Source organism: Curtobacterium sp. LFS079 (assembly GCF_047977865.1).
Taxonomy (GTDB): domain Bacteria; phylum Actinomycetota; class Actinomycetes; order Actinomycetales; family Micrococcaceae; genus Arthrobacter.
Genome location: NZ_JBFPFO010000002.1, coordinates 50,618 through 75,102 on the forward strand (window position 1 = coordinate 50,618; position 24,485 = coordinate 75,102).

The window sequence follows — 24,485 nt, forward strand, 5'->3', positions numbered from 1 at the left end:
GAGAGAACTTTGCCTGACATCGGCAAGTTCCGCAGGTCAGGGAGTATCCCGGTCGTACTTGGCGAAGGCCGGGCGGTTTGCCAGAACCGGTGCCGCTCCGGTGTAGCCCTCGCGGATCTTGGCGATCTCGCGGATGCGGCGGCGGCACGCGAACCAACCGGCCACCATCAGCACGCAAGCGATTGCGGTGGTCAGCAGGGTCCACGGAGAGTCGATGAGGATCATCGCGAGGACTACGAGCAGGAAGGCCAGCGTGAGGTATCCGGTGAACGGGGCTCCCGGCGTGCGGAAGGACGGCCGCTGCACCCAGCCCCTGGCTGCCCAGCGCTGCAGCTGGATCTGGCACAGAACGATGGTGGCCCAGGAGGCGATGATCCCCACGGATGCCACATTGAGCACGATCTCGAACGCGTCGGACGGCACGAAGTAGTTCAGCGGAATGCCGAGCAGGGAGACCGCCGCCGTGATCGCGATGCCACCATAGGGCACGCCGGCCTTGTTCATCTTCAGCGCATAGCGCGGCGCAGACCCGGCGGCCGCCATGGAACGAAGGATACGGCCCGTGGAGTACAGGCCCGCGTTCAGCGATGACAGGGAAGCCGTCAGGACGATGAGGTTCATGATCACATCCACCCCGTTGATCCCGATGTGCCCGAAGAAGGTCACGAAGGGGCTGACGCCTTTCTGGTACGCCGTGTACGGCAGCAGCAGGGAGAGCAGGATGACCGAACCCACGTAGAACACGGCGATGCGCATGATCACTGAGTTGATCGCCTTGGGCATCACTTTGGCAGGGTTCTCGGTTTCCCCCGCGGTGGTGCCAACGAGTTCGGTGCCCGCGTAGGCGAACACGACGCCCTGCATGAGCAGGATCATCGGCAGGAGGCCGGTGGGGAAGAAGCCGCCGTTTTCGGTGATAAGCGAGAATCCGGTGGGCGAACCTGTGGGAGTGCCGAACAGGACGAAGAAGACGCCCACGGCCAGGAAGGCCAGCAGGGCCGCGACCTTGATGAGAGCGAACCAGAACTCGAGTTCCCCGAAGACGGTCACCGAGATCAGGTTCAGCGCCAACACGAGGGCCAAGGCGATGAGGGCCCAGCCCCATTGCGGCACGGCGGAAATCCACGGCACATACTTGCCGAAGAAGTTCATGTACAGGGCGGCCGCGGTGGTGTCCACGATGGTGGTCATGGCCCAGTTGATCCAGTAGAACCAGCCGGAGACGAAGGCTGCCTTCTCGCCGAAGAACTCACGGGCGTAGGAAACAAAGGAGCCGGAGGACGGGCGGTGCAGCACCAGTTCCCCCATGGAACGCAGTATGAAGAACACGAAGATGCCGCAGACGGCGTAGGCGATCATCAGGGACGGCCCCGCCGCGGCAAGGCGCCCGCCGGCGCCCAGGAACAGGCCGGTGCCGATGGCGCCACCGATGGCGATCATCCTGATCTGGCGGGTCTTCAGGCCCTTGTGGTAGCCGGCGTCTTCCGCATGCAGGACATGGTCGGTGGAATGGGCGTGGCCGCCGTCCTCCAGGTGGTCAGGAACCGCGGACGGCGTGGAATCGGATGGGCGCATGGTTTTCTCTCCGGGGATTCGGGCGCACGACGTTGTGCGCCGGTGGTTGGCACAGCTTGAGGAACAGGCTCAGGAAACGGGCGCGTGGAAGGCGGCGATCCGTTCCCACATCGCCACTGGGTTGGAGTACATCGGCCAATGCGCGCTATACGGAATCTCCGCGAGCTCCACGCCGTGGGCCGCCAGGTGGGGCAGGTAGCTCAGGCTCCGGTTCTGCTCGCCGTACATGAACATGCGGAGGCACGGCAGCCCGAGGAACCGCTCCATGAGCCCGGAGTTGTCCGAAAGGTCCACCATGGACTCGAAGATGCCGCGCACTGCTCCCGCCCTGACCTTGTGGCGCACGCTGGCCGCGTACAGCCGGCTGGAATAGTGCGGCGTGCCGTAGTTCCGGGCCACGAAGTCGGCGAAAAACTCCTCCGGGTCTTCGTTCGGGTGCTGCACGATCTGGCGGCTGAGGAAGCAGTCTTCGGGGGCGACATTCCCCTCGATGTCCACGAAGCTCGCCACGCGTTCCGGGACCCGGTCCGCCAGCATGAGCGCTGTCAGGCCGCCCATCGAATGGCCCACCAGGTGGAACCGGCCGATCCCCTGTGCATCAAGTGCAGCCAAGGCGGTTTCCACCAGGAAGGGGACGGAGACGAGCCCAAGGTCATCGCAGTGCGAATCCCCGCAACCCGGGGCGTCATAGGCGAAGAACGGCCGGCCCTTGAACGCAGGATGCACGGCAAAATCCGCGTAGTCCTCCTTGGTGGATCCGAAACCGTGCAGGAACACGGTCGCGACGCCGTCTCCACCGCGGCTAAGGCAGGAGAGTTTCACCGCCCTCCCGCCGACGGTGAGGCCAAGATCATGCAGCGTGGGCAGGGTATTCGCAGGCACTGGGGGCTGCCTTTCAGTCTGGATGGGTCGGTTGTTGGGGAGGCGGATATCAGTCACGCGCCGCTGGGACGGAATAGCAGTGCCGGCTGCAGGTCACGCGGACTGATCCACACTTCATAGCCTTCGGAGCGGGTGTAGCAGCGCCTGCCCTGCCTGGCGTCGGCGGCCAGCCATAGTGCCGAGGAATCGGGCATCACGTCGTCGACGGTTCCTGCCGACACGACGGCGCCGTCGCGGCGGACCTGGACCGGGCCGCCGATCAGCGCGGCCCAGTCCTCATACGGATGCCAGGTGCGGGCCGCCGTCGGCAGCCGCTTCACGGCATGTCCCGAACGGCCGCCAGCAGCCGGTCCAGTGCCGTCTCCAGGCTCCTGGTGTCCGTGGCGAAGGACAGCCGCACATGGCCCTCGCCCGAGGCACCGAACTCGCTCCCCGAGCGCACCAGCACCCCTGCCTCGGCGAAGAGGGCGACCATGTCATTCGAGCTGAGGGAAGACTCGACGCGCGGGAACGCGTAGAACGCTCCTTGCGGGCGGCGCAGGCTGATGCGGGGTTCCGCGCCCAGTTTCTCCAGGACCAGATCACGCCGCTGCTGGTAGGACCCGCGCAGGCGCTCAAGCTCCTCTTCGCTCGTTCCGAGGGCAGCAAGGGCAGCGTCCTGGACGAAGGTGTTCAGTGGCCCGTTGAGCGTACGGTGGATGAGCGAGACGGGAGCGGCGAGCGCCTCCGGGGCCACGACGTACCCCAGCCGCCAGCCGGTCATGGCGTAGCTCTTCGAGAAGGTCCCGCAGACCAGCACCTGGCCGGGCACCCGTTCGAGGGAGAGTGCCGAGACGAAGGGCACGCCGTCGAAGACGATGGTTCCGTAGGCCTCGTCCGAGAGCAGCACCAGGCCGGGGTTCTCCAGGAGCACCTCCTCGACGGCGAGGAGTTCGGAGGGGCCGTAGAGCGCTCCGGTCGGGTTGCCTGGGTTGCACAGCACCAGCAGGCGTGCATCCGCGGCTTCCCGCCGGAGGGCCTCCAGGTCCAGCGAGCCGTCCTGGCGCGGCGGCAGCCAGACAACCTCGGCCCCGGCCAGGGCGGCCTGGTCGGCGTAGAGGGAATACGTCGGCTCGGGGATGAGCACCTTGTCCCCGGGATTCAGGAGCGCCAGGAACGCGGCACCCAGGGCAGCGCTGCCGCCGTGGGTCAGGACGACCTCGGCCGCCGTGGTGTGACGGCCGGTGCGAGCGGCGACATCCGCGGCGATCGCACCGCGGAGGGCCGGTGCGCCGGTCATCGGGGAATACCGCGTCCGGCCATCCTTGAGTGCCGCAATGGCGGCATCGACGACGGCGGGCGGTGTGCCGCCGTCGGGCTCCCCCATCGCCAGGGAAACGGCCCCCTCAACGGCCGCTCCGAGGGTAGCGGAGCGGCGGCTCGCAAGGGTGATGCGATCGACGGCGACGGCGGGCCGGATGCTTGGGTTCACGCGCCTGCTCCGGAGACCACGCGTCCTGCCGGGTCGAGGCCGTAGATCTCCAGCGTGGAGCGTCCCTCGGCGACTTCACGCAGGATGCGCTTCTCGTCCTCCACACGCTGATCCGCGCGGTCGAGCACCGCGTCGGTGACCCCGGCGGGAATCACGACGACGCCGTCGCCGTCACCGACCACGAGGTCACCGGGCCAGACGGTGCGGCAGCCGACCCGGACCGGGACGCCGAACTCGCCGGCGTAGTCCTTGCCGGTGCCGACCACTGTCACCGAGCGCGAAAAGACAGGGAAGCCCATGGCTTCCTGCTCGGCGGCGTCGCGCACCCCGCCGTCGACGACGAGACCAACGATGCCGCGGTGCTGTGCGGCGGCTGCGAGGATCTCACCCCAATGGCCGTGTTCGGCGCCCTGGAGGTCGACGACGAGCACGCTTCCGGCGGGAGCGGCGAGCACGGCGTTGTGGAGGGCGAGATTGTCGCCGCCGAGCCCGTGCACGGTGAAGGCGGGGCCGGCGACCCGGGCGCCGGCCCAGGCAGGCTTGAGTCCCGGATCGCAGGCAACGGGTAGCTTGGCCGCCTCGAAAAGGGTCGCCCCGGAGTGGCCGCGGGCTGCGTCTGTGGCGGTCATTTCAGGCCTTCTTCCATTGGAGGTCGTGGTAGCCCAGGCGGGCGCGGGCTTCCTTGAGGGTGGCGCCGGCCTTGACGGTTTCGACGATCCGCGCCTCGGTGGCTTCGATGCCCTCGGCAAGCTCGGCGACCTGGGCGGCGAGTGCGGCGGGGACCACGAAGGCGCCGTCGGCATCGGCGCACACGATATCGCCGGGGGCGATGGCGATGCCGTTGATGTTGACCTCGGTGCCGACGGCGGCGAGGCGGACGCGGTCCTTGCCGGTGCGCATGTAGCGGCCCGCGCTGAAGATCGCGTAGTCCTGCTCGAGGGACGCGGCGACGTCGCGGCAGACACCGTTGATGACGGTGCCTGCGATGCCGCGGACAGCGGCCACCTCGGTCATGATTCCGCCCCAGACGGTCACCTCGGTGCGGCCTTGGTTGTCGATGACGATAACGGATCCGGGAGGGACGTCGTCGAGGAAGTCACCCACGCTCCCGCGATCCTCATCGGCAGGGGCGTACCGGACGGTGAAGGCGGGGCCGGTGGCGCGGAAGCCGTAGGTCAGCGGTGCGATGCCGTGCAGGGCGCCTTCGACGCCGAGGGAGTCCATGGCGTCCGAGATGGAGGCCGTCGGGATGGCCGCGAGGCGGGCGACGACGTCGGGGGTTACGGGGGTCATCAGTGTTCCTCAGGGGTTCCGGCCAAGCGGGCATCCCGCATGGCCTCGTGCAGTGGGATGCCGGCGCGGACGTCCGCCGCGATGGCCTTTTCACGCTCGACGACGGCCTGGGCCTTCGCGAGCACTTCTTCGGCATGGGCGCGGGGAACCACGACGACGCCGGTCTCGTCCGCGAACACGACGTCACCGGGGGCCACCATGGCGCTGCCGATCCGGACCGTTTCGCCGATGGAGCGCTGCTGGACACGGGTGCGGGCGGTGGCAGGGATGCGGCCCTTGGCGAAGACCGGGAAGCCGAGTTCGCGGGCTTCGTGGACGTCACGGCACGCGCCGTCGGTCACCACGCCGCGCACACCCTTGAGGGAGGCGCCGAGGCTGAGGATGCCACCCCAGCTCGAGACGTCCGTGCGGCCGCCGTTGGCGACGACGATGATGCTTTCATCGGTGGCCAGGGCAACGGCCTCGGTGCCGAGGTGGGCGCCCGAGGGCCCCGGGATGTAGGGCTCGAGTTCGACGGTGACGGCGTAGCCGGCAATCTTCGGATGCCCCCAGACCGGCAGGAATCCGCCCTGACCGGGAAGAAGGCCCAAGGCGTCGAGGGCGTCCGACACGGCCGCCGAGTCCAGTTCCGCGTAGGAAGCGAGGAGTGAGTTTTCGGTGGTCATGCTTCAAGTACAGCCCCTCCAATTGATACTGTGAAGGTCTGATTCTGTATGGCTGAAAGACGAATGGAGTCTTGATGAGCGTGGAGGTGCGGCAGGCCCGCTATTTCATCGCCGTGGCGGAGGAACTGCATTTCGGCAGGGCCGCGGAACGGCTGAACATGTCCCAGCCGCCGCTCAGCCAGGCGATCCTGCAGCTCGAACGACAGTTGGGCGCCACCCTGCTCAACCGTTCGAGCAGGTCAGTGACGTTGACGGAGACAGGGCGGCTGTTCCTCGAGGAATGCCGGGCCCTGGCCTCGGCCTCCGACCGTGCACAGGAAATCGCCGCACGGACCCAGGCCGGCCTCATGGGCACGCTCCGGATCGGCGCTGTCACCTCCGCCTTCAGCGAGACGCTACCCGCGGCGTTTGAGCGCTTCAGCCGGACACATCCGGACGTGGAAATCCGGGCGATGGAGATCGACAGCCATCACGGCCAGGAGGCGCTCCGGCGTCGCGAACTGGATGTCGCTGTGATCCGCCAGACCGTCACGGGAACCCAGTTGCGGGCGACGCCGTTACGCCGCGACCATTTCGTCGTCGCGCTGCCTCCCCACCATCCTTCAGCGGCGCGGAGCGGAGGGGTCGACCTTGAAGAATTCCGGGACGCGCCGTGGGTCTGGCTCGTCCGGCAGGTCTCCCCGGACTACCACGATGAAATGACGGCGGCATGCAGGCAGGCAGGATTCAGCCCGGAAGTCCGCCACCTGGCCAATTCGATCCACTCGCAGCTTGCCATGGTGGCCTGCGGCCTGGGGGTAACGCTTGCGCCGGAATCTTCCGTGCGGGGCGTGCAGACCGTGGCCTGGCGGGAACTGGCGCAGCGGGTGGACCTGGTGGAGCTCTCCCTGGTCAGCCGCGCGGACCGGGAGGACCCGTTGGTTGACCACTTCATCGAGTGCGCGCTTATGCCCCTTCGAGAAGCTGGCTCGTAGCCCAGGCGAGGTACTTGGCGGCGTTGGCGACGGCGTCCGCGATGTCCGGTTCGCCGTCGCGCTTTTGTGCGATGTCCAGCAGCTGGGCGGCGCCTTCCACGCCGTGCTTGGCGAGGTCTTCGGGCGTGACGGCGATGCGGCCGGCCACCACGAGCACCGGAATCCCCCGGTCGCGTGCGGCATCGGCGAGGCCGATCGGCCCCTTGCCGCTCAGCGACTGGGTGTCCAGCGAACCTTCGCCCGTGATCACCAGGTCGGCCCCGTCCAGCTGGGATTCCAGGCCGGTCAGCGCGGCGACCAACTCGAAGCCGCCTTCCAGCTGCGCTTCCGTGAAAGCCAGGAACGACGCCGGGAAGCCGCCGGCGGCGCCCGCGCCGGGGATGTTGGTGTCCCGGCCCGTCGCTTCCCGCAGCACGGAGGCCCAGTTGCGCAGGCCGGCGTCGAGCAGTTCCACGGCGTCCGCGTCCGCGCCCTTCTGCGGCCCGAAAACGTGGGCGGCGCCGTCGCTGCCGTAGAGCGGGTTGCGGACGTCGACGGCGATCCGGAAGCGGGTCTTCGCCAGGCGCGGATCCAGCGCCGAGACGTCCAGGGTGACGACCTCGGACAGGGATCCGCCGCCGAGCGGGACCACGTTCCCGGAGGCGTCGAGCGGCTTGAGGCCGAGCGCGCGCAGGGCGCCGCTGCCGCCGTCGGTCATTGCCGAGCCGCCCAGGCCGAGGACGATCTCGGTGGCGCCGGCGTCGAGCGCCGCGGCGATGAGCTGCCCGCAACCGTAGCTGTGCGCGCGCAGGGAGTTTTCCGGGGTCGGCTCCATGCTGGCCAGGCCCGACGCCTGGGCGGTTTCGATCACGGCGGTCGCACCGCCGAAGGAGTCTTCGCGGATGGCCCACGCAGCGCCGACCGGCTTGAGGATGGGTCCGGTGACGGCGTTGATGCGTTCCTCGTAGCCGGCGGCGACGGCGGCCTCCAGGGTCCCCTCGCCGCCGTCGGCGATCGGGAAGCGGGTGACGACGGCGTCCGGGTAAACGCGCAGCGCCCCTTCGGCGATGGCCGCGGCCGCCTCAGTCGCGGTCAGGGAGCCTTTGAACTTGTCCGGGGCGATCAGAATGCGCATGCGCCTATCTTGTCATCCGGGACCGACAGTATGAGCTGCGTTACGCCCGTCGCATTCGGGCCACCAGGGGCAAGCGGTCCTCCGGGCGTAAAATCACCCCATGAACAAGCTGATAAGCATCGTGCTGATTGTCGGTTTCCTGTTCGTCGACTTCCTGTTTTTCCATGACATCTTGAAGCCGGGAGAAGTCGTCACGCTTCCGCAGTACTTGACCGGCATCTTGAGCATTCTTGTGATCGCCATGTCCATCAAATCGCTGCTGGAACGCCCGAAGACTGCTCAGCCACAGTAGGGGCCGCCAGGCTCCGCGGCCCGACAGAACGCCGTTTCCCCAGCCACCGCTCCGCCTGGCCCAGGAAGCGCATGGACAGCGCCCAGTACGCCACGCCCGCAGCCAGGGAGGCCAGCAGCGCCAACAACGGGCTGGTCCCGCCGAACAGCGGATACACCAGCCAGTGCGTCAGGTAGATGTACAGCGAGGCGCTGGCCAGCAGCCCCAGGGGCTTGCTCAGGAAAACGGGAACCGGCAGGGTGGGCAGCCAGATCAGCAGCAGAACCCCGGCGATCACGGTGTTCTCCCGGAGCTGGTCGCCGAAGAAATAACCCGGCACGGTCAGCACCACCAACGCGGACACCAGCAGCCGCTGCGGCAGGGTCCGTGACCGCGCCACCACCCAGCCGAAGGCGAACAGCCAGAACGTGGGCATCGGATGCGGAAGGCCGGGATCCACGATGTCGTAACGGGTGATCAGCCCAAGCCCGGCGAGCGCCAGCGGGAAGGCGAACGGGAAGCGACGTTCCAGCCGCCCCACAGCCGGCACGGCCAGCAGGACAGCCAGCCCCACCAGCATGTACACCAGCACTTCGATGAACCAGAAATGCCACTGGGTGGTCACTTCCTCCGGCCCGATCATCGAGTTCAGCAGGAAGATGTTCGCCACCGTGTAACGGTCCGTCAGAACGAACGCGACGGCAATGAAAGCCATCGCCGGGATCACCAGGCGGCCCAGGCTGTGCAGCTGCCGCTTCATCCGCCGAACCCCCGCACCGCCCAGCTGGAAGCGGGCGAAGTTGTACCCGGCCACGGCCATCAGGACGTGCGCCGAGCCCTCCCAGTGGAACAGCCCGATATGCGTGGCCGCGATCAGGATGATGCCCACCGCACGCAGCACGATCCCGCTCTCCAGCGGGGCGAACAAGCGTTTGGCCGTGGCGAACCGTCCCTTTGCCGGGGCGGCTTCCCGTGGCACCAGGTCCCGCACCGGGGTGACGTGCCATTCCGGCGGCAGGTGGCCGAGCGCCTTCTCAAGCCGTATGGACGCAGCCACGTAGGACAGCGAGTCGCCGCCCAGGCTCACGAAGGTGTCCCCGTCCGCGATGTCGTCACGTTCCAGCGCATCGGCGAAGATCGTGCGGGCGTCCTCCGGCCGCTTCGCTGCAGGACGCTCGACGGCGGCCGGGGCGCCGCCGTCGGGCAGGGGGTCTGCAAGTTGCAGCACCGCCGGGTAGTCCGTCTTCCCGGTGGCGAAGCGCGGCAGGGCGGCGACGGCGTACATCTGCAGCGCCGCGCGCGGCAGGCCAAGGCCCTGGGTGACGATCTTTGCGAGCAGACTGGTGTCGTGGTCACCCTCGACTGCGACCACCAGTTTCTCGTCCGAGCCTGCCGCGGCGGCGCTGATGCCGAGTTCGTGCAGCATGGTCTCGACCTGGCCGAGGTCGATCCGCAGGCCCACGATCTTCACGAAGCGGCTGCGCCGGCCGACCACCTGGTAGAGGCCGTTGTCCTGGACGCGGGCGAGGTCCCCGGTGCGCAGTTCGGTGATGGTCCGGCCCAGGGCCAGGTCCTCGGGGCGCTGCGCGTAGCCGAGCATGACGTTTGGGCCGGTGTAGACGAGTTCACCGACAGGCCCCTCAAAAGTGTCCAGGCCGTCGACCGGTTCGATCCGGAAGGAGCCGCCGGGCACCGGAACCCCGATGCTCGAAGGGTTGCTAGCGGCGAGTCCGGGCGGCAGATAGGCCATGCGGGCGGTGGCTTCGGTCTGCCCGTACATGACGAACAGCTCCCAGCCGCGGCGCCGGCCAAGCTCCACATAGTGCCGCACCTTCTCCGGGGCGAGCCGGCCGCCGGCCTGGGTGACGTAGCGCAGGGCGGGCAGCTCCATGGCGCCGAAGCCCACGCGTTCCAGGAGCTCGAAGGTGTAGGGCACGGCCGCGAAGGAGGTCACGTGGTGGCGCCGCATGAGCTCCCAGAAGCAGGGGTCCACCACGGACAAATCGGTCAGCACCAGGGTGGCCCCGCGGAGCAGGTGGCTGTTGATGACCGAGAGCCCGTAGCAGTAGGACATGGGCAGCGTGGTGGCCGCGCGGTCGTCGGCGGTGATGTGCAGGTACCGGGCGATCGACTCCGCATTGGCCTGCACGTTGTCCTGCGACAGCCGCACCAGTTTGGGCGATCCGGTGGAGCCGGAGGTGCTCAGTAGCAGTGCGAGCTCCGGGTGCAGTTCATGGCGGCTACCCGGGCGGCGCTCGTACAGCACGGGACCGCCGTCGGGGTGTCCGGGGTTTCCGTCGGCAGAGTGCATCACGACGTCGGGATCGTAGGCCGCGACCAGCGACTCCAGGGCGGCCGGCTTGTCCGCGGGCACAACCATCAACGGGTGGCCGCCGGCGAGGGCAGCGAGGTAGCCGACCAGGGACGCGACGTCGTTCGCGGCGGCGAGCACCACGAGGCGGCGCGTGGTGCCGAGCCGGGCGGCCACGGCGTCGACGCGGCCGGCCAGCTCCTCATAGCTGATAGCCGTGCTGCCGGTGATGACGGCGGCGCGGTTTCCGAAGCTGGCCAGGCCCGAGACAAACGGGATCCGCGCGAGATCAAGGGGGATGGTCACCCAAGCGATTTTATAGGATAGCCTTAGCTAACTTCATTTGAGTTTCTGCGAGCGTCGGCGTCCCGGTCACGAGCGTCACTTCACCACCACTGGCCACGCTTTTCGAGCACTTCCTTCAGCAGATCGGCCCGGTCCGTGACGATTCCGTCCACGCCCTGCCTCTGACCACCCAGCCCTTGACCGCCCAGCCCTTGACCGCCCAGTCCGTCAGCACCCAGGTCCAGCAGCCGCTCCATTTCCGCGGGATCGTTGACGGTCCACACGTGCACCTGCAACCCGAGGCGCCGCGCCCTGGCCAGGAAGGTCGGAGTCAGCAGCTCCAGCGGGCCGTAACGGACGGGCACCTGGAGGGCGTCGACGTCGTGCATCACCCTGGCGAGCCAGCGCTCCGGAAGGAACGGGCCGGCCAGCGCGAACACGGCCGTGGAGACGATCCCGGCGGATGAGGCCGTGCGGCGGCTGAGGCGGCGCAGCACGGCCCGGCGACGGCGGTCGGAAAAGCTGGTGATGAGCACCCGCTCATGCGCGGCGCAGCGTTCGATCACCGCGGCCAAGGGCGCCACGGTGTGCCTGTCCTTGACGTCGATGTTCAGCCGGGCGTCCGGAAACTCCCGCAGGATGTCTTCGAGCAGCGGGATGGCTTCGCGCCCGCCGATCTTCGCCCGGGACACCTCGTCTGCGGAAAGCCGGTTGATCCGGCCGCGGGAGTCGGTGGCGCGGTCCAGGGTCTCGTCATGGAACAGCAGCACGGTGCCGTCCGAGGTGGCCCGGGCGTCGGTTTCAAGGTGCGTGATGCCGAGCCCGACGGCGGCGCGGAAGGCCGCGGCGGAATTCTCGAGGCCTTCGCGGGAGAATCCGCGGTGGGCCAGCGCGAGCGGACGGCTGGCGCCGTCGGGTCGCAGGAAATAGGGCAGCGGCTGGCTCACCCGGGTAGCGTAGCGCGGCTCAGGCGTCCTGGCGGACGATCTCCACGCCGTCGGCGCAGTGCACCAGCGTGCGGCCGCGGCCGCCGTCGAGGTTCACCCACACGATGCTGTGGTCGCCGGACACGGCGTCCACGAATCCGCGGTTCTCGTAACCCGGCGCGAGCTTCACGCTCACGCGGTCACCCCGGCGCAGCTGCTTCCAGTGTTCGGCCGGCTCGGCGCGGCGGATCGGCGCCTCGTACATGCCATTCGTCTTTCGCTTGGCCATATTGTCCCCCTGAAGTGAGCTCTCAGCTATGAGGCCAGCCTAGGGGCCCCAGTTGAACGGGAATTGGATTCCAGATGTGATTCAGCTAAGAGCTTTCGCCGCTTGGAAATACAGCGGCGGTGCGCACCCAGTCCTGCCGGGACACAGTGTCCTGTCCGCAGTCCCGGCAGGAGCGCACCGCCGCTGTGGCTTATGCCCGTCAGGGCGTCCGCTGAATGCGCAGTCCGCTAGATGATTGCGGCGCGCAGTTCCTTCGCGGCCAGCGCGGGGTCGTCCGCACCGTAGATGCCGCCGCCGACAACAGCGACATCTGCACCGGCGCGCTGCACGGCACCGATGGTGGACAGGTTCACGCCACCGGCCACCGAGAACGGCACGCGGGCTTCCTCGCCGGCGTGCAGCAGCACGTTCAGGTCATAGCCCGGCTTGGCCTGCTCGTCCAAGCCGGCGTGCATCTCGACGAACTTCGCGCCCAGGGCACGGACTTCCTTGGCACGGGTGACCTTGTCTTCGACGCTGATCAGGTCAACGACGACGCCCTTGTTGTGGGCCTTGGCAGCCTTGACCGCACCGGCGATGGTGGAGTCGTCGGCGGTGCCGAGCACGGTGACCAGGTCGGCGCCGGCCTTGAACGCGATGTCGGCTTCGAGTTCGCCGGCGTCCATGGTCTTCAGGTCGGCGAAGACGATCTTGTCCGGGTGGGCTTCCTTGATGGCGGTGACGGCGGCGAGGCCTTCGCTCTTCACCAGCGGGGTGCCCAGTTCGATGATGTCCACGTACTCGGCGACCTTGCCGGCGATCTCGAGGGCAGCCTCGGTGGTAAGGACGTCGATGGCGACTTGCAGCTTCATGGGTTCTCTTTTCATGGTGCGTGGTTTACGGGGTTTTTGAGGTGTGTGCAGCTGCTACTCGAGGTTCGCGTGGCGGAGCCAGAGTTCCTCGGCGGGGGTGGCGTCGTGGTCCCAGAGGGTCTGGAAGACGGCCTCCGAGGCCAGGAAGAGCACCTGCTCGAAGAGGCTGCCCGAGTACTGCGCGGAGAGCTTGGAGCCGTGGTCCGTTTTCTGCGCGGCGGGAATGGTGACGACGACGTCGGCCAGTTCCGCGAGCGGGGACTGCGGGTTCGCGGTGTACACGGCCAGCCGGGCGCCGGCTTTCGCCGCCGTCTGCGCCGCACGCAGCACTCCCGAGGTGGTTCCCGAGCCCGAGGCCAGGAGCAGGACATCGCCCGGTCGGATGGCGGGCGTGGTGGTGTCACCGGCGATGTGGACGTCGAGGCCGAGATGCATCAGTCGCATGGCCGCCATCCGCAGCACCAGGCCGCTGCGGCCGGCCCCGGCCACGAAGACGCGCTGCGCGCCGCGCAGTTCCCCGGCGAGCAGGGAAAGCTGCTCCGGGCGTATTTCGGCCGCCGTCCCGGCGATTTCACTCCCGACCAGGGAGAGGTTGGCCTGGATCCTGCGGGATGCTTCTGCTTCGGAAACGGCGGGGACTGCCTCTGCGGTGAGGGTCATGCTTGCCTCCTGTCCTGCTCTGGATTGCTTCGTGTTTCCATCGTCGCGCACCTGTTCGGGTAGGTAGAACAGCGATGACGGGCAGTGTTGGCTATCCGTTCGGGTAGGCAGCTACATATGCCGGCGGCTAACATGGCGGAATGACTTCGGCGCAGAAGACCCTGCTTGACGCCATCGCGGCGCTTGTCAACGCTCCCCTGATGAGCATCGCGGAGCGGCTGCGGGAGGCCGTGCTGCCCTATGTGGGCAACAGCGCGCTCATCATCTTCACGGAGGACTGCACAGGCAGGCCCCAGAAGAAGGCCGGCGCCGAGTCCATCATCAGCAGCGTCTCCGTGCCCGAGCTGGACCAGCTGCGCACACGCATCCCGGAGCACGGCCCCTGGGAAGGGACGGCTACGATCGCGGGCGGGGAGCACCAGGTGCTGGCACTGCCCTCCGAGACCAAGGCACTGCTCACGCTGACCGGACCGCAGCTTCCGTCCGACGGGGATGAGCGCGCCGAGGCGCTGCGGATGCTGGACTATCTGTGGGGACTGGCGGCCCGCCGCATCCAGGAAAAGGTGGCGGACGCACCGCCGTCGTACTTGCTGGAATCCCGGGCGGCATCCGCCGAACGGCTGCGGGTCACCGCGGAACTGGTGGACCGGCACTCGACCACCTTGGAAACCCTTCTCGCCGCGCTGCGGTCGCAGGGCCTGGACGACGCCGCGGCCCGCCGCAACGTGACCGACCTCGCCGTGAAGGCGCTGGTGGAGCTGCGAACAGTCAGCGACCGCACCACGGACCTGGTGGTGGAACCCGTGGCCACGGCCTTCGAACGGCTCCGCGAGGACCTGCGGCCCCTGATGCACTTCAGCGGCATCGACGTGCAGTTCATCGAGCCTCCCGTCAACGGCCGGGCCCTGCCGGGCGAAGTGGCCCACGCGGCACGGGCGATCGTGCGCGGGCTGGTGCTGGCAATCGTGGAGCAGCCGGAGGTGCGCCGGGTCCGCGCCCAGTGGGACTGCGACGGCGAGAACCTGCTCATCAACGTGCGCGACGACGGCCAGGGCGAGCTCTCCGCCGACTCCCCCAACATCGCCCGGCTCAATGCACGGGTGGCAGCCCTGAACGGCCGGATGAACCTGGAGGTCATGGCGGGTTGGGGCGCCGATGTACAGGTAACTCTGCCGCTGGACCCGCCGTCCGCGCCGGTGGCCGACGCCGGCGGCTGGGGTCTGGCGGAACGCGAGCTGGAAGTCCTGCAGCTCCTGGCTGCCGGGCAGCGCAACCGGGCCATTTCCGCGAAGCTGTTCATCAGCGAGAACACGGTCAAATTCCACCTGCGGAATATCTTCCGCAAGCTCGGCGTGGGCTCACGCACCGAGGCGATCGCCCTGGCGCACAGCCACGGGATGCGCGCACAGTCCTAGCTGCGGAGCCCTGGTTCCGAGGCGTCCCGCAGAAGCGGGCCCCTTACCAGGCCGTTTCTCGCTCACCCCAAAGATGGTATTCCACATTTCCGGAAGCCATGCCTTAGGCGATTGACTTACTCGCGCCTTGTGGGCGGGTCTCACGCGCGGCGGCGCGCATCCTTGCAGGCGGCTCCATTGCGGACCCGCCTTTTCGCCAACTCCCGCGGCAGCACCGGATTCGCCGGGATGTGAGGGCGATCAACCTCATCTGGTATACCATATTGCAAAAGCGCCAAGTCATCCGCCCCGCCACTACAAGGAGAACATCGATGACCGACCCACAGACTGCCAACGAGTCCTATCTCGTCGCCGCAGCCGCCGGAGACTTGGATGGTGTCCGCGCCGCCCTCGCCGAGGGGGCCGACAAGAACGCAACTGACCGCGAGGAAGCCACCGCCATCCTGCGTGCGGCCCGTGGCGGCCACCTCGACGTCGTGCGCGCCCTGATCGCCGAGGGTGTCGACATCGACGCCCAGGACCAGACCTGCTTTAACCCGTTCATCCACGGCTGCATCTTCAACGACTTCGAACTCGTGAAGACCATGGTCGAGGCCGGAGCCGATCTCAAGCGCCTCACCCGCTTCGGCGGAAACGGCCTCACCCCCGCAGCGGAGAAGGGCCACCTCGAGATCGTCCGCTACCTCCTTGAGAACACCAAGATCAACGTGAACCTCACCAACACCCTCGGCTGGACCGCCCTGATCGAGGCAATCATCCTCGGCGACGGCGGACCCGTGCGCCAGGAGACGGTCGAGCTCCTGCTCAAGCACGGCGCAAAGCCGGGCATGACCGATGAATGGGGCGTTCCCCCGGTGGAGCTGGCCCGCAAGCGCGGCTTCGCAGAACTCGTCAGCATCCTCGAGCGCTACCAGGCCTAAGGCCTCAAAGAAAGGAAAACGATGACCAGGCACATCGATATCAGGAAGAACACCTACCTCGACTCAGTCTCGCTCATGTCCATGAGCACCAAGGCGAACAACATCGAGGGAGTCAGCCAGGCGTTCATCGCCATGGCAACGCCGATGAACAAGGAAGTTCTGGCGAACCTCAACATCGTCGACCCGGCAATCGAGGCGGCGAAGCCCAGCGACCTGATGATCATCGTCGACGTCAGCGACGAGCAGCTGGAAAACGCCATCTCCAGCGTGGAAGACATCCTGGCCCGCAAGAACAGCGGTGGCGACGACGCCGCCGCCGTGCGCTACCGCACCCTCGACGGCGCCTTTGAGGAAGTCAAAGACGCCAACCTCGTGATCATCTCCGTCAACGGCGCCTTCGCCGCCCGTGAGGCCCGCAAGGCGCTGAACGCCGGCAAGCACGTGATGATCTTCTCCGACAACGTCTCCGTGGAGGACGAGGTGGAGCTGAAGACCCTGGCCCACGAAAAGGGCCTGCTGGTCATGGGCCCGGACTGCGGCACGGCCATCATCAACGGCACCGGCCTGGCCTTCGCCAACGCCGTGCGCCGCGGCTCCATCGGCATCGTGGGTGCTTCCGGCACCGGAAGCCAGGAAGTCTCCGTGCGCGTGCACGATTTCGGCGGCGGCGTCTCCCAGCTGATCGGCACCGGTGGGCGCGACCTGTCCACCGAGGTGGGCGGCATCTCCATGATCGACGGCATCCGCGCCCTCGACGCCGACCCGGAAACCAAGGTCATCGTCGTGGTCTCCAAGCCCCCGGCAGAAGACGTGGCGGACAAGGTCCTGGCCGTCGCCGGCGCAGCCTCGAAGCCGGTGATCGTGACGTTCCTCGGCTCCACCCGCACCGAGTCCGGCTACGACAACGTCACGCTCGTCTCCGGCACGAAGCCCGCTGCCGCTGCTGCCGTGGTTGCCTCGGGCGTCGACGAGTCCACCCTGGACATGCGCCCGCTCAACCTCCCGCTGATCGACGAGGTCCGCGCCAAGCTCGCCCCGGAACAGAAGTACGTCCGCGGCCTGTTCTGCGGCGGCACCCTGTGCGACGAAGCCATGTTCGCCGCGCTGGCCAAGTACGGGAATGTCTACTCCAACATCCAGAAGGACCCCTCCTACAAGATGGGCGCCACGGACGCGTCCAAGGAGCACACCTTCCTGGACATGGGTGATGACGACTTCACCGACGGCCGGCCGCACCCGATGATCGACCCCTCCCTGCGCCTCCAGCGCCTGGTCCAGGAAGCCAACGATCCCGAGGTGGGCGTCATCGCCATGGACTTCATCGTCGGCTTCGGCTCCCACGAGGACCCGGTCGGCGTGACCATTCCGGCCATCACTGAAGCCAAGGCCAAGGCCGAGGCACGCGGCCAGCACCTTGAAATCCTTGGCTACGTGCTCGGCACCGATCTGGACGCCCCGGCCGTGGCCGGGCAGGTCGCCCAGCTCGAAGCCGCCGGCGTGACCATCGCCTCCTCCTCCACCAACCTCGGGCTCCTGGCCCGCGAATTCGTCGCGAAGGGAAACAACTGATGAGCGTCAACGAACTGTTCGCAAGCGACCTCAAGCCGGTCAACCTCGGCCTGGACATGTTCGCCGACGACCTGCGGGCGCAGGGCGTCCAGCCGGTCCTCATGGACTGGACCCCGCCCGGCGGAGGCGACCCGGAGATCATCTCCGCGCTCAGCCGCCTCGAACGTCCCGAGGTTGCCGAAAAGATCGACGCCGCCAACCAGGAAGCGCTCAGCCGGATCCTGGCAGCGCAGCCGTTCCTGGACGGCTTCGGCCAGGCAATCGACACGGTCCCCGGCATGACCAAGACCACCATCCTGCACTCCGGCCCGCCCATCAGCTGGGAGCGCATGTGCGGTCCCATGAAGGGTGCCGTCACCGGAGCCCTGGTCTTCGAGGGCCTGGCCAAGGACCTTGACGAGGCCGGCGAGCTCGCGGCCTCGGGCGGGATCACCTTCTCCCCGTGCCACGAACACCAGTCCGTCGGTTCCATGGCCGGCGTGACCAGTGCCAGCATGTGGGTCCACAAGGTCACCAACCGCGCGCACGGCAACACCGCCTACACGAACCTTTCCGAGCAGCTTTCCAAGATCCTGCGCTTCGGTGCCAATGACCAGAGCGTCATCGACCGCCTGAACTGGATGCGCGATGTCTTCGGTCCGGTGCTTTCCGAGGCCATGAAGCTCAACACGGACGGCCTCGACCTGCGCCTGCTGCTCTCCCAGGCCCTGCACATGGGCGATGAGGCGCACAACCGCAACGTCGCCGGCACCACCCTGCTGATCCAGGCCCTGACCCCGTACATCGTCGAGACGGACTTCTCCACCAAGGAAAAGCGTGAAGTGTTCGATTTCGTCGCTTCCTCGGACTACTTCTCCGGCCCCACCTGGATGGTCACCGCCAAAGCTGCCATGGACGCCGCCAACGGCATCGAGAACTCCACCGTCGTCACTGCGATGGCGCGCAACGGCGTCGACTTCGGCATCCGTGTCTCCGGAACGGGCGGCCAGTGGTACACCGGCCCGGCCCAGCAGGTGGTCGGCCCGATGTTTGCCGGCTACACCCCGGCTGACTCCGGCCTCGACATGGGCGACTCCGCCATCACCGAGACCTTCGGCGTCGGCGGCTTCGCGATGGCAGCGGCTCCGGCGATCGTCGCCCTCGTGGGCGGCACCGTCCAGGAAGCCATGGGCTACTCCAAGACCATGAACGCCATCACCACCGGCAACAACCCGAACGTCACCATCCCGGCGCTGGACTTCATGGGTGTTCCGAGCGGCATCGACGTCCGCAAGGTCATCGAAACCGGCATCCTGCCGCTGATCAACACCGCGATCGCGCACAAGGATCCGGGCATCGGCATGATCGGCGCCGGCATCGTCCACCCGCCGGTGGAGGCCTTCCAGCAGGCCCTCCTCGAACTTTCCGGGCGGATCGTCCCGTAAGTTCGGCGGCCGGCGGCCCCCGTCACGCGACGAGCAGTGCCTCGATCACCTGGGCGACGCCGTCGTCGTCGAAATGCGGGGCCCGGTAGCCCGCCGCGGTGATCGCCTCGGGGTGGCCGCTGGCCATCGCGTACCCGTGACCGGCCCAGCGCAGCATCTCGATGTCGTTGGGCATGTCCCCGAACGCCACCACGTCCGCCGCCTCGATCCCGAGCGAGGCGGCGTACTCGGCGAGGGTGACCGCCTTGTTGACCCCGGGTGCGGACATCTCCAGCAGCGCGGTGCGAGGTGCCGAGTGCGTGGTCTCCACCAGATGCGCGACGACGGGCTGGACCTGCGCGAGGAACGCGTCCGGGGTGCCGCTGCGGGTCACCGCGAGGAATTTCACGACGGCGTCCTCCGCCGTCAGCGTCTCGTGCAGGGGTGCGGGGGTGAACTCGGCGAGCAGCTCGCCGGTGGGGTTTTCGACGAAACCGGGCTCCAGGTGGAACCCGGAAACGGTCTCGGCGGCGAACAGGGCGTCGGGGCACAGGCCCTTGATGAGGCGGCGGGCCTCCAGCACGGCGGGAAGCCCGATGGCCCGGGCGGAAAGCAGCTTGTCTTCGGCGAGGTCCCACAGCACGGCGCCGTTGGAGCAGATCACCGTGCCGCTGTGGCCCAGCTGTTCCCGGAGCGGATAGAGCCAGCGCGGCGGGCGCCCGGTCACGAAAACCACTTCGACGCCGGCCTCGACGCAGGCTTGGAAGGCGCGGACGGTGCGGCTGCTGATCCGGCCGTCATGGCCGAGGATTGTGCCGTCGATGTCACTTGCTACAAGCCGCATCCTGCAAGTCTACGGGCGGGCGGGCCGGCAGCTGCCGCCGGGCTCACCCTGCTGCGTTGAGGGCGTTCATCTCGGCGCGTGTGGGCGGATTGGCCCCTGCCCTGGATACGGTGATCGCCGCGGCGCTGGAAGCGTGGGCCAGGAGTCCGCGCAGGATCTCGGCCGGCATGGCACGGAGGTCCCCGCGGTTCTGGGCGCCGTCCAGCCCGCGGTCCACGATGCCGGAGAGCAGTGCGGCCATGAAGGAATCGCCGGCTCCGACGGTGTCCGCGACCTTGACTTTGGGCGCCGGGACTTCGGCTTCGCCGGCGGCGGTGACACCCCAGGGACCGGCCGAGCCGCGGGTGACCACCACCATGGCCGGGCCTTCGTTCCCGCCGCGGGAACGGCTTCCGAGGGCGAGCCAGCGGCGTGCTGATTCGCGCACGTCCACACCCGGGTAGAGCCATTCGAGGTCCTCGTCCGAGGCCTTCACGATGTCGGCCAGCGCTACGAAATGCTCGGTCCGCTCGCGCGCGTAATCCTTGTCCGTGATGATGCTGGGCCGGCAGTTGGGATCGAAGCTGATGGTGGCGTTCGGGTGGGCGTGCTCGACGGCGGCCAGCACCTCGGATGCGCCCGGTTCCAGCATGGTGGCGATGGAGCCTGTGTGCAGCAGCGAGGCGCCCTGCAACATGAACGGCAGGCGTTCGGCCAGGCCGGGCAGCTCCCAGCTGAGCTCGAAGGTGTAGCTGGCAGCGCCATCGTCGCCGACCACCGCGGTGGCCACGCTGCTGGGCTTGCCGTCCGGCGGGAACGGAACCATCACCGAGCTCGAGCGCAGGTGTGCTGCGATCGCGTCGCCGTAGGGGTCCTTGCCGAAGCGCCCGATGAACTGCACCGGGTGGTCCAGGCGGGCCAGGCCCACCGCGACATTCAGCGGGCTGCCGCCCACGTGCGCCTCGTCACCCGAGGAACGCCGGACCACGTCCACCAGGGCCTCACCAATCACTGTCAGCATGGGCAACACTCTGCCAGAGCCGCCATGGACGGACCAGAGCCCTTGCTTCTGTTACCGGCTGGTTCTGTTACTGGCTGGTCCTGTTACTGCTTAGCTCAGTAGCCGCTGCACCAGCTCGCGGCACTTCTTGTAGGAGGCCGCCCGCGGATCGATGAGATCGTAGTGGCTGCCGGGAACCTTCAGCAGCTGCGCCGCACCGCCTGCGGCGACCGAGGCGTTGACGTAGCCCTCGGACAGGCTGGGCGGAACGTCCTCGTCGTCCATGGCGTGCACGGCATATACAGGGATGCTGAGCGGCAGGCACTTCATGGGATCGGCGTAAATATGCCGCTTGGGGTATCTGACGGAATCGCCGCCCATGAGGTTGTCCACCGCGCCATTGCTGAGGTTGAGGCGCTCGGCCTCGGCGAGGTTCAGCACCCCGGACTGGCTGACGACGCCGCTGAGCTGCACCGCGGCGTCGTTGCCATTGCGCAACAGCTGCCGGTCGGCGTCGGGGGTTCCGATCTTGTCCAGCTTTCCGCGCCCGGCCGCCCACACGGCGAGGTGTCCGCCGGCCGAATGGCCCAGGGCCACCACCTTGCCCAGGTCCAGCCCGTGCTCGGGCGCCACGTCCTTGAGGTGGTCGATGCCGCTGAGCACGTCCTCGAAGGTGTGCGGCCAGCCGCCACCGTTGCCGGCCCGGCGGTACTCGAGGTTCCAGGCGGCGATGCCGTGCGCGGCGAGGTCCCGGGCAAGCGGTTCGCCCAGCTCTGCGCCGTACTGCGAACGCCAGTAGCCGCCGTGGATCACCACGGCGATGCCATGGCATTTGACCGGCCGGTCCCCGTTGGGGGTATGCGTGGGTTCCGGTAGGAATAGTTCGGCCCACTGGCTGGGGTGCTCGCCGTAGTGGTACTTCTGCCGCTTCACTGCGTGCCTCCTTTGCGGCTTCCCGTCAGAAAAAACCTTGGTCGGGTCCATCAAAAAGCTGTGCTTCAAGAGCCTCCCCTGAGCCTACAGTGCATTTCCCGGCGGCTGCGGGACCCTCAGCCGGGCCGGAGCCTGGCCGGGTGCCATGTCAGTGCCGCCCCGTAAGCTTGGGACATGGCTAGCAATTGGGAGAGGCTGGATCCCCAGCTGCGCGAATCGGTGCAGGCAAACGTCGAGATTTACGAGCGCGTGCGCCCGGCGTTGAAACTCGTCACCAGGGACGTGCTCCTCACGCTTCGGGACATGCTGAAGAACAGTGACTCCGTGCCGCTGTTCGTCACCGGCCGCACCAAGACGGTGGACTCCTTCCGCGAGAAGATCTCCCGCACGGATGAGCCCCTGGAGCCGGGTGGCCCGCGGCCGCTGAAGTTCCCGGATCCGTTCCGCACGCTCAATGACATGGTGGGTATCCGCGTCATCACCAAACTGCCGGCGGAAAACGCCGCCGTGGCCAACCTCATCAAGCGCCAGCGCCAGCTGTTCGACTGCCGCGGGGACCGCGAAAAGGACATCGGCTCCATCGAGTCCGGCACCTACGGCTACTCCAGCCGGCACCTGATCCTGCGCACCATCCAGAACGAGTCCGTGAAGGCCTACCAGCAAATCTTCAACCCGGACCTTCCCGCCAACGGCAGCTACTTCTTCGAGTGCCAGATCCGCACCGTGTTTGCGCACGCTTGGAGCGAGATCGAGCACGACATCCGCTTCAAGGCCGAAGATCCCCGGGCCTGGACCCCGCATTTCGACCGTCAGTTCACCGCCACCGCCGCCATGCTGGAAACCGTGGAAAGCGCGTTCGCAGACCTCAACGAGCGTTACGAGGAGGTCCGCGGCTACTGGGATCCGGAAGGCGGCGGCTCCGCCCCGCTTACGCCCAACCGGGTCCGCGACGTCTGGCGGACCCTCCTGCCGCACGTGGACCGCAAGGTTGACGATGACTGGGGCTGGGCCGCGGAACTCCTCGCGGCGCACGGGATGAACAAGACCGCGGAACTGGCCGGGCTGCTGAGCGCCAACCGCATCACGGAGGTCCGCAAGGCCCTGGACCACCGCTACTCCCCCGGACCGGACCGCCTGCTGGATGACCTCCTGCTGTGGGAGTACGGCACCGGACATATCGAGCTCACCGCCGAGGCGCCCGACGTCGCCCCGCACCCGCGGCGCGACAGCCTCCAGCGGCGGCTCAAACAGATTGAGCGCTACCGCCAGACCCAGCCCTGACCACGTTCGAACCCCCTAGGACCCGTTGACACTGCCCGCCACCGCCTCACCACCCGCTACCCCGGCGCAGCTCCAGTCCCTGCGTTTCACCCTGCGCTCCCCGCGCCGGCTCAAGACCGAAACCCTGGCCGCCCTGGTGGTCGCCCTGGCCCTGATCCCGGAGGCCATCGCATTCTCGGTGATCGCCGGCGTCGATCCCCGGATCGGGCTGTTCGCGTCCTTCACCATGGGCATCGTCACGGCGGTGGTGGGCGGCCGGCCGGCCATGATTTCCGCGGCGACCGGTGCGGTGGCGCTGGTGATCGCCCCTGTGATGAAGGAGCACGGCCTCCACTACCTGATCGCGACTATCATCCTGGCCGGCGTCTTCCAGATCATCCTCGCGGTGCTCGGCGTCGCCCGGCTGATGCGGTTCATTCCGCGCTCGGTGATGATCGGCTTCGTGAACGCCCTGGCGATCCTGGTGTTCATGGCACAGTTGCCGGAGCTGCTCGGGGTGCCGTGGATGGTCTATCCGATCGTGGCGGCCGGCCTGCTGATCGTCTTCGCCCTGCCGAAAATCACGACGGCGGTGCCCGCGCCTTTGGTGGCGATCGTGCTGTTGACGCTGGCCACCGTGCTGGCGGGCATCGACGTGCCGACCGTCAGCGACAAGGGCGAACTGCCGGACAGCCTGCCCGGCTTCTTCTTCCCGCAGGTTCCGTTGACGTGGGACACCTTCGGCATCATCGCTCCGTACGCCTTGTCCATGGCGCTGGTGGGCCTGCTGGAATCCCTCCTGACTGCCAAGCTGGTGGACGACATCACGGACACCCGTTCCAACAAGACCCGGGTGTCCTGGGGCCAGGGCGCGGCGAACATCGTCACCGGCTTCCTGGGCGGACTAGGCGGCTGCGCCGTGATCGGCCAGACCATGATCAACGTCAAGGGCTCCGGGGCGCGCAGCCGCCTGTCCACCTTCCTGGCCGGGACGTTCCTGCTGGTCCTGGTGGTGGTGCTGGGCGATGTGGTGGGCATGATCCCGATGGCAGCCCTGGTGGCCGTGATGATCTTCGTTTCGCTGATCACCTTCGACTGGCATTCGATCCGCCCCGCCACGCTGAAGCGGCTGCCGAAGTCGGAAACCGGCGTCATGCTGGTGACGGTCGCGGTGGTGGTGGCGACGCACAACCTGGCGATCGGCGTCGGCGTCGGGGTCCTGGCGGCTATGGTGCTGTTCGCACGGCGGGTGGCGCATTTCGCCGCCGTGGAACGGACGGAACTGGAGCTCAACGGTGAAACCGTGGCCACCTACACCGTGGACGGCGAGCTCTTCTTCGCCTCCTCCAACGACCTCTACACGCAGTTCGACTATGCCAAGGACGCCGAGGAGCGGATTGCGCGCGTGGTGATCGACCTGCACGCCTCGCACGTCTGGGACGCCTCCACCGTGGCCGTGCTGGACTCAGTCACGGAGAAGTACCGCAACCACGGCCGCGAGGTGGAGTTCATCGGCCTGAACGCGGCCAGCGTGGCCATGCGCGAGCGGCTGGCGGGGAAGCTGGGCTAGCGTCCCCGCCAGCCGCCGTCGTGCG

Annotated in this window: 24 protein-coding genes; 8 read left to right on the forward strand and 16 right to left on the reverse strand. The window is 67.8% G+C overall.

Annotated features, from left to right (window positions below; translation table 11 throughout):
• Positions 1-36 precede the first annotated feature (36 nt).
• From ACNQPB_RS03585 to ACNQPB_RS03615, 7 genes are all read right to left on the reverse strand, one after another.
• A complete protein-coding gene (locus ACNQPB_RS03585; protein WP_498749182.1) occupies positions 37-1,575 on the reverse strand; it encodes an amino acid permease in 1,539 nt (512 codons plus the stop codon).
• 69 nt (positions 1,576-1,644) lie between these two features.
• Entirely contained in the window at positions 1,645-2,457 is an 813-nt protein-coding gene (locus ACNQPB_RS03590) for an alpha/beta fold hydrolase (RefSeq protein WP_498749184.1), read from the reverse strand.
• A gap of 53 nt (positions 2,458-2,510) precedes the next feature.
• Positions 2,511-2,777 carry a hypothetical protein gene (locus tag ACNQPB_RS03595; protein WP_498749186.1) on the reverse strand — a complete coding sequence of 89 codons (267 nt, stop codon included), beginning with the start codon at positions 2,775-2,777 and terminating at the stop codon, positions 2,511-2,513.
• Complete coding sequence (locus tag ACNQPB_RS03600; protein WP_498749188.1) at positions 2,774-3,928, reverse strand: pyridoxal phosphate-dependent aminotransferase; 1,155 nt, start codon at positions 3,926-3,928, stop codon at positions 2,774-2,776. The genes ACNQPB_RS03595 and ACNQPB_RS03600 overlap by 4 nt, the downstream gene beginning before the upstream one ends.
• Positions 3,925-4,557, reverse strand: coding sequence for an RraA family protein (locus ACNQPB_RS03605; RefSeq protein ID WP_498749190.1), 633 nt, complete (start codon positions 4,555-4,557; stop codon positions 3,925-3,927). Before ACNQPB_RS03605 ends, ACNQPB_RS03600 begins: the two co-directional genes overlap by 4 nt.
• A gap of 1 nt (position 4,558) precedes the next feature.
• Positions 4,559-5,221, reverse strand: a complete 663-nt coding sequence (locus ACNQPB_RS03610) for an RraA family protein (protein WP_498749192.1) — start codon at positions 5,219-5,221, stop codon at positions 4,559-4,561.
• Positions 5,221-5,886 carry an RraA family protein gene (locus ACNQPB_RS03615; RefSeq protein WP_498749194.1) on the reverse strand — a complete coding sequence of 222 codons (666 nt, stop codon included), beginning with the start codon at positions 5,884-5,886 and terminating at the stop codon, positions 5,221-5,223. Before ACNQPB_RS03615 ends, ACNQPB_RS03610 begins: the two co-directional genes overlap by 1 nt.
• Positions 5,887-5,960: 74 nt before the next feature.
• Between ACNQPB_RS03615 and ACNQPB_RS03620 the strand changes: the two genes are divergently transcribed.
• Positions 5,961-6,860, forward strand: a complete 900-nt coding sequence (locus ACNQPB_RS03620; RefSeq protein WP_498749196.1) for a LysR family transcriptional regulator — start codon at positions 5,961-5,963, stop codon at positions 6,858-6,860.
• Here the strand turns inward: ACNQPB_RS03620 and ACNQPB_RS03625 are convergent.
• Positions 6,832-7,974 carry a glycerate kinase gene (locus tag ACNQPB_RS03625; RefSeq protein ID WP_498749198.1) on the reverse strand — a complete coding sequence of 381 codons (1,143 nt, stop codon included), beginning with the start codon at positions 7,972-7,974 and terminating at the stop codon, positions 6,832-6,834. The genes ACNQPB_RS03620 and ACNQPB_RS03625 overlap by 29 nt on opposite strands.
• 100 nt (positions 7,975-8,074) lie before the next feature.
• Between ACNQPB_RS03625 and ACNQPB_RS03630 the strand changes: the two genes are divergently transcribed.
• Complete coding sequence (locus tag ACNQPB_RS03630) at positions 8,075-8,266, forward strand: hypothetical protein (RefSeq protein ID WP_498749199.1); 192 nt, start codon at positions 8,075-8,077, stop codon at positions 8,264-8,266.
• Here ACNQPB_RS03630 and ACNQPB_RS03635 read toward each other — a convergent pair.
• The 5 genes from ACNQPB_RS03635 to hxlB form a co-directional block, all read right to left on the reverse strand.
• Complete coding sequence (locus tag ACNQPB_RS03635; RefSeq protein WP_498749200.1) at positions 8,223-10,862, reverse strand: AMP-binding protein; 2,640 nt, start codon at positions 10,860-10,862, stop codon at positions 8,223-8,225. The two genes, ACNQPB_RS03630 and ACNQPB_RS03635, sit on opposite strands and share 44 nt — an antisense overlap.
• Before the next feature lie 80 nt (positions 10,863-10,942).
• Complete coding sequence (locus tag ACNQPB_RS03640) at positions 10,943-11,788, reverse strand: glycerophosphodiester phosphodiesterase family protein (protein WP_498749202.1); 846 nt, start codon at positions 11,786-11,788, stop codon at positions 10,943-10,945.
• 19 nt (positions 11,789-11,807) lie between these two features.
• Positions 11,808-12,056 (reverse strand): hypothetical protein, encoded by a 249-nt coding sequence (locus ACNQPB_RS03645; RefSeq protein ID WP_498749204.1) that lies wholly within the window; start codon positions 12,054-12,056, stop codon positions 11,808-11,810.
• Between the two features lie 227 nt (positions 12,057-12,283).
• A complete protein-coding gene (hxlA, locus tag ACNQPB_RS03650; RefSeq protein WP_498749205.1) occupies positions 12,284-12,907 on the reverse strand; it encodes a 3-hexulose-6-phosphate synthase in 624 nt (207 codons plus the stop codon).
• Between the two features lie 54 nt (positions 12,908-12,961).
• Entirely contained in the window at positions 12,962-13,567 is a 606-nt protein-coding gene (gene hxlB, locus ACNQPB_RS03655; protein ID WP_498749206.1) for a 6-phospho-3-hexuloisomerase, read from the reverse strand.
• Between the two features lie 140 nt (positions 13,568-13,707).
• On the opposite strand from hxlB, the gene ACNQPB_RS03660 reads away from it, so the two are divergent.
• From ACNQPB_RS03660 to ACNQPB_RS03675, 4 genes are all read left to right on the forward strand, one after another.
• Complete coding sequence (locus ACNQPB_RS03660; RefSeq protein ID WP_498749208.1) at positions 13,708-14,982, forward strand: LuxR C-terminal-related transcriptional regulator; 1,275 nt, start codon at positions 13,708-13,710, stop codon at positions 14,980-14,982.
• A gap of 311 nt (positions 14,983-15,293) precedes the next feature.
• Complete coding sequence (locus ACNQPB_RS03665) at positions 15,294-15,902, forward strand: ankyrin repeat domain-containing protein (RefSeq protein ID WP_498749210.1); 609 nt, start codon at positions 15,294-15,296, stop codon at positions 15,900-15,902.
• Between the two features lie 21 nt (positions 15,903-15,923).
• Positions 15,924-17,471, forward strand: a complete 1,548-nt coding sequence (fdrA, locus tag ACNQPB_RS03670) for an acyl-CoA synthetase FdrA (protein ID WP_498749211.1) — start codon at positions 15,924-15,926, stop codon at positions 17,469-17,471.
• The gene (locus ACNQPB_RS03675; RefSeq protein ID WP_498749213.1) at positions 17,471-18,895 is read left to right on the forward strand and encodes a YlbE family protein; all 1,425 of its coding nucleotides are present in this window, start codon (positions 17,471-17,473) and stop codon (positions 18,893-18,895) included. The genes fdrA and ACNQPB_RS03675 overlap by 1 nt, the downstream gene beginning before the upstream one ends.
• 22 nt (positions 18,896-18,917) lie before the next feature.
• Here the strand turns inward: ACNQPB_RS03675 and ACNQPB_RS03680 are convergent, their stop codons facing one another.
• The 3 genes from ACNQPB_RS03680 to ACNQPB_RS03690 form a co-directional block, all read right to left on the reverse strand.
• On the reverse strand, positions 18,918-19,718 hold the full coding sequence (locus ACNQPB_RS03680) for an HAD family hydrolase (protein WP_498749215.1): 801 nt from the start codon (positions 19,716-19,718) through the stop codon (positions 18,918-18,920).
• Between the two features lie 43 nt (positions 19,719-19,761).
• Positions 19,762-20,718 carry a carbohydrate kinase family protein gene (locus ACNQPB_RS03685; protein WP_498749216.1) on the reverse strand — a complete coding sequence of 319 codons (957 nt, stop codon included), beginning with the start codon at positions 20,716-20,718 and terminating at the stop codon, positions 19,762-19,764.
• A 90-nt stretch (positions 20,719-20,808) separates the two neighbouring features.
• Complete coding sequence (locus ACNQPB_RS03690; protein WP_498749217.1) at positions 20,809-21,630, reverse strand: alpha/beta hydrolase; 822 nt, start codon at positions 21,628-21,630, stop codon at positions 20,809-20,811.
• Between the two features lie 174 nt (positions 21,631-21,804).
• On the opposite strand from ACNQPB_RS03690, the gene ACNQPB_RS03695 reads away from it, so the two are divergent.
• Positions 21,805-22,911, forward strand: coding sequence for a GTP pyrophosphokinase (locus ACNQPB_RS03695; RefSeq protein WP_498749218.1), 1,107 nt, complete (start codon positions 21,805-21,807; stop codon positions 22,909-22,911).
• 25 nt (positions 22,912-22,936) lie between these two features.
• Positions 22,937-24,460: a SulP family inorganic anion transporter gene (locus ACNQPB_RS03700; protein WP_498749219.1), complete on the forward strand. Its 1,524-nt coding sequence runs from the start codon at positions 22,937-22,939 to the stop codon at positions 24,458-24,460.
• Positions 24,461-24,485: the final 25 nt, after the last annotated feature.